Below are 9,932 nucleotides of genomic sequence, written 5' to 3' on the forward strand. Positions count from 1 at the left end.
CCCCCAAAAACATCCCCCTCCCGCCAGAGCGGCACGGGACCCAAAGGACCGACATGCTTCGTTCATTCAAAGCCCTGCCCGATGCCCCGGTGGCGGATCGCCGCCCCGCCGCCTTCCGTGTTCACGGCGTCGAGCTTCGGGACGATTACGCGTGGCTGCGCGCCCCGAACTGGCAGGAGGCCATGCGCGAGCCCGAGAGGCTGCCTTCCGACATCGCCGCCTATCTCACCGCCGAGAACGCCTATTACAAGACCGCGATGGCCGACACGGCGGCGTTGCAGCAGCGGCTGATCGAGGAGATGCGCGGCCGCATCAAGGAAGACGACAGCAGCGCCCCGCGCCTGCACGGCCCCTATGCCTACGCGAGCCGTTACGCGGAGGGCGCGGAATACCCGGTGCTCGTCCGCACGCCCGAGGAGGGCGGCGCCGAGCAGGTCCTGCTCGACGTGAACGCCGAGGCCGCGGCGCAGGAGTATTTCCAGCTCGGCCAGAGCCGGATCTCGCCCGACCACCGGACGCTGGCCTGGACCGCCGATGTCAACGGCTCCGAGTTTCACCGCCTGAGCTTTCGCGATGTCGAGACCGGCCGCGATCTGGGCTACCGCATCGAGGACGTGGCCTCGGTCGCATGGGCCGATGCGCACACGCTGTTCTACGTGCGGGTCGATGCGCGCCATCACCCCAGCAAGGTGTACCGCCACCGGCTCGGCAGCGATCCGGCCGAGGACGTTCTGGTCTATACCGAAAGCGACACCCGCTACGGCGTGCATGTGCAAAGGCTGCGCTCGGGCGGCTTCGTGGCGATCTCGACCGGGATGAACGACGAAAACGAGATCCACGTGATCTCCACCCACGACCCCGAGGCCGCGCCGCGCGTGATCGAGCCGCGCACCAAGGGCCTCGAATACGAGATCGAGCAGCAGGGCGACGCCTTTTTGATCCTGACCAACGCCGACGAGGCGTTCGATTTCAAGGTGATGACCGCGCCGGTCGCAACCCCGTCGCGCGCCCATTGGGCCGAAATCCTCCCGCACGAGCCGGGCCGCATGATCGTCAGCCTCGCGGCGCATGAGAACTGGACCATCTGGCTGGAGCGCCGCGACGCGCTGCCCCGGATCTGCCACCTGCGCCGGGGCCGCCCGCTCTCCGAGACGCGCGCGATCGCGTTTGGCGAAGAGGCCTATGCGCTCGGCACCGATCCCAGCCCCGATTACGACACCGACCGCTTCCGCTTCACCTATTCCTCGCCCACCACGCCGCCGCAGGTCTACGACTACGACCTGTCGAGCGGCGAGCGTGTGCTGCGCAAGACCACCGAGATCCCGTCGGGTCACGACCCGGCCGATTACGTCACGCGGCGGATCACGGCGCGTTCGCATGACGGCGCGATGGTGCCGGTGACGATCCTGCACCACAGGGACACGGCCCTCGACGGCACCGCGCCCTGCCTGCTCTACGGCTACGGCTCCTACGGCGTCAGCTGCCCGCCGCCTTCTCGGCCAACCGGCTGTCGCTGGTGGATCGGGGCTTCGTCTACGCCATCGCCCATGTGCGCGGCGGTGAGGAGCTTGGCCGCAAATGGTACGAGGCGGCCAAGTTCGAGGGCAAGCCCAACACCTTCCTCGATGCCATCGCGGCGGCAGAGGCGCTGGTCGCCGAAGGCTGCACCGCGTCCGGCCGCATCGTCGTGCAGGGCGGCTCGGCGGGCGGTCTTCTGGTGGGGGCGGTCCTCAACATGCGCCCCGGTCTATGGGCCGGGGCCATCGCCGACGTGCCCTTCGTCGACGTGCTCGCCACGATCCTCGACGACAGCCTGCCCCTGACGCCGGGCGAATGGTCGCAATGGGGCAACCCGATCGAGAGCCGCGCCGCCTTCGAGCAGATCCGCGGCTATTCGCCCTATGACAACGTCGCCGCGCAGGCCTATCCGCCGATCCTCGTCACCGCCGGCGTCTCAGACCCGCGCGTCACCTATTGGGAGCCGGCCAAGTGGGTCGCACGGCTGCGCGCCACCAAGACCGACGACAACATCCTGATGCTGCGCACCAACATGACCTCGGGCCATTTCGGCAGATCCGGCCGCTTCGCAGCCCTCGAGGACGCCGCCCGCTCGCAGGCCTTCGCGCTGAAGGCGACCGGCACCGACCCCGAAACGGCCTGAGCCGCCGCCCGCGCCCTCGCGCGATCCTGCGTCGGAAGACGTTTGGCTATGCCGAATGCGCAGACCAGGGCGCTGGATACATATCGACCAGCTCACATCTGGCAGGGGGGCAGTTGCCGCCCCCCTGCCCCGCTCTCAACGGCCCTACAGCCCCACGCAGTTGGCGTAATACGTCACCGTCGCGGGCCAGTCCGAGAACACGCCCGTCACGCCCACATCCTGCGCCAGCGCGTCGAGCATGGCGTAGGTGTCGCCGTCATCGTCGATGGCCTCGCTGACCGACTGGAAGTACCAGCCGCCGCCCTCGGCCAATGGCCCCGAGCGTTCCAGCGTCCATGTGATGATCTCGAGCCCCGCCGCCTTGGCCTCCTCGGCATAGGCCGACGGCACGATGCCGCCCGCCTCGTCGGTGGTGACCAGCATCCACATCGGCGGCGCGATGTAGGTCAGGCCCAAATCGGCCAGCTCCTGCATCGTCGGCTTGAAGGTCGAAGGGTCATTGGGGTCGATCAGCCCCTCGTCGTCGTCCTCGGCCTCGTAGCGATCGTCGAGATAGACCGCCTGCGCGCCGAACTCGGGCTCGTTCTCGATCCAGTACTTGATGTCGTCGAGGTCGAAGCTCTGCGCCCAGACACGGGAGGGGTCGATCCCCGCATCCTTGTACTCGTCGATCATCTTCTGCGCGTAATCCTCCTGGCTGAAGCCCTCATGCGGCATCTCGACCGAGGCCGCCTTCAGCTCGGGCGTGAAATCGGCGCCGAGGCTGTCGATCAGGGCGATCGATTCCGCGTGGGTCATCAGCTCCGCGCCCGCCACGTAGAGATCGGTGCGCCACGGCGCGGTGCCGCCCTGGAACTCCTCGGGCGTCGCGGCCGAGGCGTCGGAGGCGTCCATCTTCGGGCTGAGCGTGCGGAACTCGGCCAGCGTCAGGTCCGAGGTGCGGCATTCCGCGCCCGCATCCGCCCCCTCGCCCGCCGGGGTGAAGCCGGTGGTGCATTTCCCGGCCAGATCGGTGACGAGGATGTCGGTCGTGGTGGCGAGGTCGTTCTGCGCGTGGCGGCAGACCAGCTCGTGATCGGCGGTGAAGGTCACGTCGCATTCGACGATCCCCGCACCCTGCCGCGCGCCCGCGACATAGGATTGCTTCGTGTGTTCGGGGATCATCAGCGGCGCGCCGCGATGCGCGATGGAAAAGGCGGTGCGCTCGGGCGTCTGGCCCTGGCAGGACATCAGCTTGTCCTTGAGGGCGCCCTCTTCCATCGCGTCGATCAGGAAGAAGGGCCGTTCGCCATAGCTCAGGGCCGCGCCGCCCTCAGCCATGTGGCTTTCGGCCAGCGCCATGCCCGGCAGCGCCGTGGCCAGCGCCAGAAATCCGATTCGTGTCATGTGTCATCCTCCCATGGGTGTCAGGGCCGGTCTTGGTGCCGACCTTCTGCCAAGACAGCCTAAGCGAAACGCGACGCCGTGATTAAGGTTTTGTGACAGAGCCCAGAAATTCATCGGCGCCGGCGCGCAACTCCTTTCGAAAACAGGCGGTTGTCGTCATGGCCCATGGCTTGCATATCTTCGCACAGCCCGCGCCCATGCGGCCGCGGCCTCCACTCACCAAAGGAATGACAGATGCAATATCGCAGACTTGGCGCTTCGGGCCTGATGGTCTCCGAGCTGGCGCTCGGCACCATGCTCTTCGGCGAGACCGGTAGCCGCGGCACCGATGAAAGCACCGCCGCCCGGATGATCGACCGCTTCGTCGAGGCGGGCGGCAACCATGTCGACGTGGCCGACGTCTATGCCGGCGGCACCTCCGAGGAGATCGTCGGCCGCGCCGTCAAGGGCCGCCGCGAGGAGGTGGTCATCGCCTCCAAGCTGCGATGGCCGATGGGGGCGGGCATCAACGAGGTCGGCCTGTCGCGGCACCACGTCATGGCCGGGGTCGAGGCAAGCCTGCGGCGGCTCGACACCGACCGGATCGACATCCTCTACATGCATGGCTGGGACCCGCTGACCCCGCTCGACGAGACGCTGCGCGCCTTCGACGACCTCGTGAGCGGCGGCAAGATCCGCTACCTGGGCGTGTCGAACTTCAAGGCGTGGCAGGTGATGAAGACCCAAGGCATCGCCGAGCAGCGCGGCTTCCTGCCGCTGTCGGCGGCGCAATATCAGTACAGCCTCGTGCTGCGCGACATCGAGCACGAATTTCCGGACCTGCTCGAGAGCGAGGGTCTCGGGCTGGTGCCATGGGGTCCCTTGGGCGGCGGTTTCCTGAGCGGCAAATACGCCTCCGCCGACCGCGCCAAGCGGTCCGAAGGCCGGGTGGCCGAGGCCGATACCGGCTATGAGGAAAGCTGGGAGCGCCGCGCCACCGAACGCAACTGGGCCATCGTCGCCGAAGTGGAACGGATCGCCGCGGCGCAGGGCGCCAGCGTGCCGCAGGTGGCGCTGGCATGGCTGCTGGGGCGCCCTTCGGTGGCTTCGGTGATCCTCGGCGCCCGCACGATGGAGCAGTTCGAGGACAATCTCGGCACGCTCGATCTCGCGCTGAGCGCCGAAGACATCGAGGCGCTCGACGCGGTCTCGGCGCCCGAGACGCTCTATCCCTACCGGATCGGCACCCCCGGCCAGCGCTGATCGCCCGCAGATCGCCCAAGGCCCCCCGGTCGCGCCGCCATGTTTCGCGGTGCAGCCGGGGGGGAATCGGCGTAGTCAGCCCGCAATGCAGACACGAGTGAGGAACGACATGACCAAGGCCAGCAGAACGGCGATCGTCACGGGCGGGCTTTCGGGCATGGGCCTGGCCATCGCCAGACGCCTGATCCGCGACGGCGTCGATGTGAGCATCGGCGCGCGCCGGGGCGGTGACGCCGACACCGTGCGCTCCATCCTCGACCCGCAGGGTCTCTCGGCCCATGTGGCGGCGCTCGACGTGCGCTCGAGCGCGAGCGTGAACGGCTTCGTCGAGGAGGTCGTGGCGCGGCGCGGCGGCGTCGACATCCTGATCAACACGGCGGGCGTCTATTCCGAGGCCGCCGTGATCGACCATCCCGACGATGTCTGGGACGACCAAATCGACACCAACCTCTCGGGCACCTTCCGGATGATCCGCGCGGTGATGCCGCACATGAAGGCCGCCGGTTTCGGCCGCATCGTCAACCTCGCCTCGGTGGCGGCGCATCATGCATGGCCAACAACGCCGCGTACTGCGCCTCCAAGGCGGGGCTTCTGGGCCTCGGGCGCTGCGTCAGCCTCGAAGGGGCCGCGCATGGCGTCACCTGCGTGTCGATCAGCCCCACCTGGGTCGAGACCGAGATGCTCAGATCCTTCATCGACGCCGACATCGCGGCCAGCGGCAAATCGCGCGAAGAGGTCCGCGCCGATTACGCCGCCTCGAACCCGCAGCACCAGCTGGTCCAGCCCGAGGAGATCGCCGATCTCGCCGCCTTTCTGGTGAGCGATGCGGGACGGGCGATCACCATGGAGGACGTTCAGGTCAACGCGGGCTCGCTCTGGTAGGTGGCGCGGCGGCGCGCCAGAAACGCCGGGGCGTCGCAGATCGTCTCGAAGGGCGCGTCCGAGACCCGCGCCCACGCCGCCCGCGCCACCGCGTTGTCAAAGCGCGCATCGACGCGCAGCGTGTCGGGCGCCTGCGCGATCACCCGGGCGATGCCCGGCGGCAGATCGACCGCATCGAGCCAGCCCCGCGCCGGCATCGACCCGTCGAGCGTCACGCGCGCCTCGGCGATCAGGTTGCAGACCGGCACGCTCCCCGCCCCGCCCGGCCCGGTGATCGGCCCGAGCAGCAGCGCCGCCGCGGCAGTCACGTCGGTCATCGGAAAGCACAGCCCTTCGGGGATCGCCCCGGCGCGCAGCGCGGCGGCGAGGATGATCTCGCAGATGTCGCGCGGGTTCGGCGCCTCGAGATCGTAGAGCGAGGGCAGCCGCAGGATCGCGGCGGGCACGCCCGATGCGGTGATCGCCGCCTCGGCCGCGATCTTGGCCGCGCCATAGCCGGTGCAGCCCGCCCAAGGCACCGTCGGCCCCTCGCCCCACGGCCCGCCCCGATCCGGGAACACCGCGCTCGACGAAGAAAACCGCAGATCCGCCCCCGCCGCGCGGCAGAACTCCAGCACGACCTCGATGCCGCGCGCCGACCAGTCGCGCATCTCCTGCGCGCCACCGCCATGTTGACCATCGCCGCGCAATGCACGACCGACCCCACCGCCCGCGCCAGCGCGCTCATGCGCCGCCCCATCGAGCCCGAAGCGCGGCGCGTCCAGCGTGCCGGGCACCATCACATAGCGCTCGGGCGGAACCCCGTGACGGCGCGCCACCTCGTCGAGCCGCTCGCGCGCGTCGCGCCGCTTGTCGCGCACGAGGCAATAGACGACGTGCCCCGCGGGCAGGTCGCGCGCCGCGCGCGCCAGCACGTGGCCGCCCAGAAACCCCGTCGCCCCGGTCAGCAGGAGGCCGGGCCGCTCGAACGCGCCGGTCGGGATCGCGGCCCCGCCCTGCCCCGACAACAGCGCGTCGAGCCGGTGCAGCGGCACGTTCATCGCCAGCTCGAAATCCACCGGCCTGTCATAGATCCGCTCAAGATCGAGGATCAGCGCCACGCACATCAGCGAGTCGCCGCCCTGATCGTGAAAGCTCAGATCCGCGTCGATGCGCCCCGGCGCGCAGCCCATGGCGCGGGCGGCGGCCGCGATCACCGCGTCCTCGGTCGTGCCGCTTGTCTCGTCCGCCGTCTCCGTCACCGTCTCCATCACCGACGGCAGCGACCGCAGGTCGGCCTTGCCCGACACCGGGTGCAGCGGGATCGCGTCCATCTGCACCAGATATGCGGGCACGCAATAGGCGGGCAGCACCGCGCGCAGCTCCGAGGCGAGGGCGGCGGGCATCGGGTTGGCGCCGGGGGCAAGGCCCCAGCGATCGGCATTGGCCGCCGCCTGCGCCGCATCGGCGGCGAAATAGAAGATCAGCGCCTGTCCGCGCCCGCCGACCTCGCCCACCCATGGCACCGCCTGCGCAAAGTCGAGCCGCTCGCGCAGGCTCTCGGTCAGCTCCCGCGTCTGGATCGAAAAGCCGCGCAGCTTGAGCATATGCGCCACCCGCCCGATGATGTGCAACGCACCTTCCGCATCGACCCAAGCCTGATCACCGGTGTCGTAGAGCCGCGCCTCGCGCCCTCGATGACCAGCTCACGAAACCGCAGCGCCGTCTCCTCGGGGCGGTTCACATAGCCCGGCCCGAGCATGCGCGGCCCCTCGAAATGCAGCCGTCCGGGCGTGCCCGGCGCGCAGGGCGCGTCGCCCTCGTCGAGGATCACGGCGCGCAGATGCCGCATCGGCACTCCCACCGAAACCGGCCCGCCACCCGATGGCGCGCTGAGCCGCGACATGCACACATCATGCGTCTCGCAGATGCTGTAGAGGTTCCAAAGCTCGGCCCCCGGCAGCTTGTCGAGAGAGGCCGAGATCAGCGCGTCGCCCACCACTTCGCCATTGAGCACGACCCGGCGCAGCGGCAGCGCGGCGGCGGTGTCGCGGTCGATCGCGCTGAGGAAGCTGTCGTAGAAGGACGGCGTGAACAGCATCTCGTCGATCCGGTGCCGGATCAGGAACGCCGCCAGCCCGCGCGGCGCCATCAGCGTGTTGGGATCGGGAAACCAAAGCTCGGCCCCGTGGCGCAGGGGCCGGAACATCTCCCAGATTGCAAAGATGTAGATGCCGACGCGCATCCCCGGCGCATAGGGGGTGAAGGCGTCGCGCCACGCATAGGACAGATGCGCCGCGTCCTGCGTCACGGGGATGCATTTGGGCCGCCCCGTCGTGCCCGAGGTCGCCACCAGATAGATCGCATCGCCGGGTTCGACCGGGGCCGCGCGCAGCGCCGCGTGCGGGGCGTCCTCGATCCCCTCCAGAAGCGCGCGCGCCTCCAGCGTCTCGCAACTCTCGGGGATCTGCCCCGGCACAGGCGTCTGGCACAGCACCACCAGCGTCACGCCAAGCTCACTCAGGATGTTGCGCAGCACCGCTTGCGGCATCGCCGGGTCGAGATGCACGAAAGGCCGCCCATGGATCACGCAGGCCACAGCACTCGCCCCCATGACGAGCCCAGGCGCGCCGAAGATCCCCACCGCCGGCGCGTTTCGCACCGCCCCGCCCATCCGCTCGACGAACCGCCCGAGCTGACCATAGCTCAAGGCACCCGTCTCGTCGGCCATGGCGGGACGCGCGGCGTGATCCGCGATGGCGCGCACCAGCTCGGCGGCGACGGTCTGTGGCTCAAACATGGTTTCGGCTTCCTCGGTTGCGGGGACGGGGCCGCGCCGCCCGGCCCGCGGGCCCGCCCGCGCGACCGGGTCCGGCGGCCCGCTTTTGCGGATGTGTGACCAAGAACCGCGTCGGCTGCAACACGGTGTCGCCGCACCACCATGGCATGAGCGGCGCGGCGCGCGGGACCGCCCATCCGCAAGGCGGCGTCCCACCCCCCTTGGGCTTTGGCGATGCGCGCTCTAGATCAGCAAGGCCCGCCGCCGACAGGACCGAGATGACCCGCATGACAAGCTCCACCGCCCCGGCCCCGGCCCCTGCCGGCCGCGCGACGCTCCGGGCCGCCATCTGGGGCAGTGCCGCGATCCTCGCCGCCGCGAGCCTGATCGCCGGGCATCCGGTCGTGGCGCTCGGCGCGGCGGGGGCGATGGCGATGGCGGCGCTGCTGCCGCTCTACACATGGCTGTCGGGCATCGTGATGCCGCCGGGTCTGGCCACCGGCATCCTCGTCTATTGCCTCTGCGCCTCGGGCTGGGCGAGGCGGGAGGATTCTACAGAGACGTGCCCTTGTGGGACGTGGCGCTACACGCGCTGGCGGCGGCGGTGCTGGCGCTGGTCGGGTGGCGCTGGCCCTGCTGCCCACGGCGGGGGCCGCGCCGCGCACCGCGCCGTGGATCCTCGGGCTGCTCGGCGTCGCTTCGCCGCCCTCGTCGGCGCGGCGTGGGAGATGTTCGAATTCGGGATCGACGCGCTGTTCGGCACCAACGCGCAGCGCTCGGGCCTGCCCGACACGATGGGCGACATCGCCACCAACATCGCCGGCGCGACCTATGGCGCCATCGCCGCACAGCGGCGGCTGTGGCGCGGCACGCGGCTGCCGCTCTCGACGCTCCTGGTGCGGTTTCTCGACCGCAACCCGGTGATCCTACGGCGCCTGGACCGGCCGCCGCCTTGCGCTCCATGCCGGTCCCGGAACCACCCACCCCGTCGCGCGTCCCGCCGCGGACCAAAGGGAGAGCCGCCCATGAAGGACGCCCAACCCGCCACGCCGCTCGACGCGGCCTTCGCCGATCTGTCGGGCCACCGCCCCGCCCCCTCCCGCGCCGAGCGCCGCGCCCATCTTAAGGCGCTGGAGGCAGCCATGCGCCACGCCGCCGAGGAGATCGCGCAGGCCATCGACGCCGATTTCGGCGGGCGGCCGCGTCCCGAGACGCTGCTCACCGAAGTGGCGATGGTGATCGGCGGAGCGCGCCACGCCGCGCGCGGCCTGCGCCGCTGGATGCGCCCCGACCGCGTGACACTGCCCGCGCATCTGTGGCCCTCGACCGCGCGGGTCGAACGCGTGCCTCTGGGCCTCGTCGGCATCATCGGCCCGTGGAACTACCCGGTGCAGCTGACGCTGGTGCCGCTGCTGGCGGCGCTCGCCGGTGGCAACCGCGCGATCCTGCACCCGTCCGAGCACACGCCGCGCACCGCCCGCCTCATCGCCCAAATCGTCGGAG

6 protein-coding genes and 2 pseudogenes are annotated in these 9,932 nt (G+C 70.2%); 5 read left to right on the forward strand and 3 right to left on the reverse strand.

Annotation, left to right across the window (positions count from 1 at the left end; genetic code table 11):
• Positions 1-53: 53 nt before the first annotated feature.
• Together MBELCI_RS22055 and MBELCI_RS22060 are read left to right on the forward strand one after the other, a co-directional pair.
• Positions 54-1,250, forward strand: a pseudogene (locus MBELCI_RS22055) (S9 family peptidase); the annotation flags it as partial.
• A gap of 299 nt (positions 1,251-1,549) precedes the next feature.
• Positions 1,550-2,161 (forward strand): prolyl oligopeptidase family serine peptidase, encoded by a 612-nt coding sequence (locus MBELCI_RS22060; RefSeq protein WP_235047684.1) that lies wholly within the window; start codon positions 1,550-1,552, stop codon positions 2,159-2,161.
• A 144-nt stretch (positions 2,162-2,305) separates the two neighbouring features.
• On the opposite strand, the gene MBELCI_RS17140 is transcribed toward MBELCI_RS22060, so the two are convergent.
• The gene (locus MBELCI_RS17140; protein WP_021695510.1) at positions 2,306-3,547 is read right to left on the reverse strand and encodes a glycerophosphodiester phosphodiesterase family protein; all 1,242 of its coding nucleotides are present in this window, start codon (positions 3,545-3,547) and stop codon (positions 2,306-2,308) included.
• A 234-nt stretch (positions 3,548-3,781) separates the two neighbouring features.
• On the opposite strand from MBELCI_RS17140, the gene MBELCI_RS17145 reads away from it, so the two are divergent.
• Together MBELCI_RS17145 and MBELCI_RS17150 are read left to right on the forward strand one after the other, a co-directional pair.
• Positions 3,782-4,789 (forward strand): aldo/keto reductase, encoded by a 1,008-nt coding sequence (locus tag MBELCI_RS17145; protein WP_021695511.1) that lies wholly within the window; start codon positions 3,782-3,784, stop codon positions 4,787-4,789.
• 157 nt (positions 4,790-4,946) lie between these two features.
• Positions 4,947-5,671: pseudogene (locus MBELCI_RS17150) on the forward strand (SDR family NAD(P)-dependent oxidoreductase).
• On the opposite strand, the gene MBELCI_RS22065 reads toward MBELCI_RS17150, so the two are convergent.
• Together MBELCI_RS22065 and MBELCI_RS22070 are read right to left on the reverse strand one after the other, a co-directional pair.
• Positions 5,644-7,284: an SDR family oxidoreductase gene (locus MBELCI_RS22065; protein ID WP_235047685.1), complete on the reverse strand. Its 1,641-nt coding sequence runs from the start codon at positions 7,282-7,284 to the stop codon at positions 5,644-5,646. The pseudogene MBELCI_RS17150 and the gene MBELCI_RS22065 overlap by 28 nt on opposite strands.
• The gene (locus tag MBELCI_RS22070; RefSeq protein ID WP_021695514.1) at positions 7,215-8,450 is read right to left on the reverse strand and encodes an AMP-binding protein; all 1,236 of its coding nucleotides are present in this window, start codon (positions 8,448-8,450) and stop codon (positions 7,215-7,217) included. The genes MBELCI_RS22065 and MBELCI_RS22070 overlap by 70 nt, the downstream gene beginning before the upstream one ends.
• Positions 8,451-8,545: 95 nt before the next feature.
• On the opposite strand from MBELCI_RS22070, the gene MBELCI_RS22075 reads away from it, so the two are divergent.
• Positions 8,546-9,932: aldehyde dehydrogenase family protein (locus MBELCI_RS22075; RefSeq protein WP_235047686.1), on the forward strand; the 1,387-nt coding region annotated here is incomplete at its 3' end.

The organism is Limimaricola cinnabarinus LL-001 (assembly GCF_000466965.1).
In the GTDB taxonomy this organism is placed as follows: domain Bacteria; phylum Pseudomonadota; class Alphaproteobacteria; order Rhodobacterales; family Rhodobacteraceae; genus Limimaricola; species Limimaricola cinnabarinus.

Bases quoted from the DNA above. Each gene is read 5' to 3' on its own strand.
- MBELCI_RS17140 (WP_021695510.1), bottom strand. From the start codon at position 3,547: ATGACACGAATCGGATTTCTGGCGCTGGCCACGGCGCTGCCGGGCATG.
- MBELCI_RS22070 (WP_021695514.1), bottom strand. From the start codon at position 8,450: ATGTTTGAGCCACAGACCGTCGCCGCCGAGCTGGTGCGCGCCATCGCG.
- MBELCI_RS17145 (WP_021695511.1), top strand. From the start codon at position 3,782: ATGCAATATCGCAGACTTGGCGCTTCGGGCCTGATGGTCTCCGAGCTG.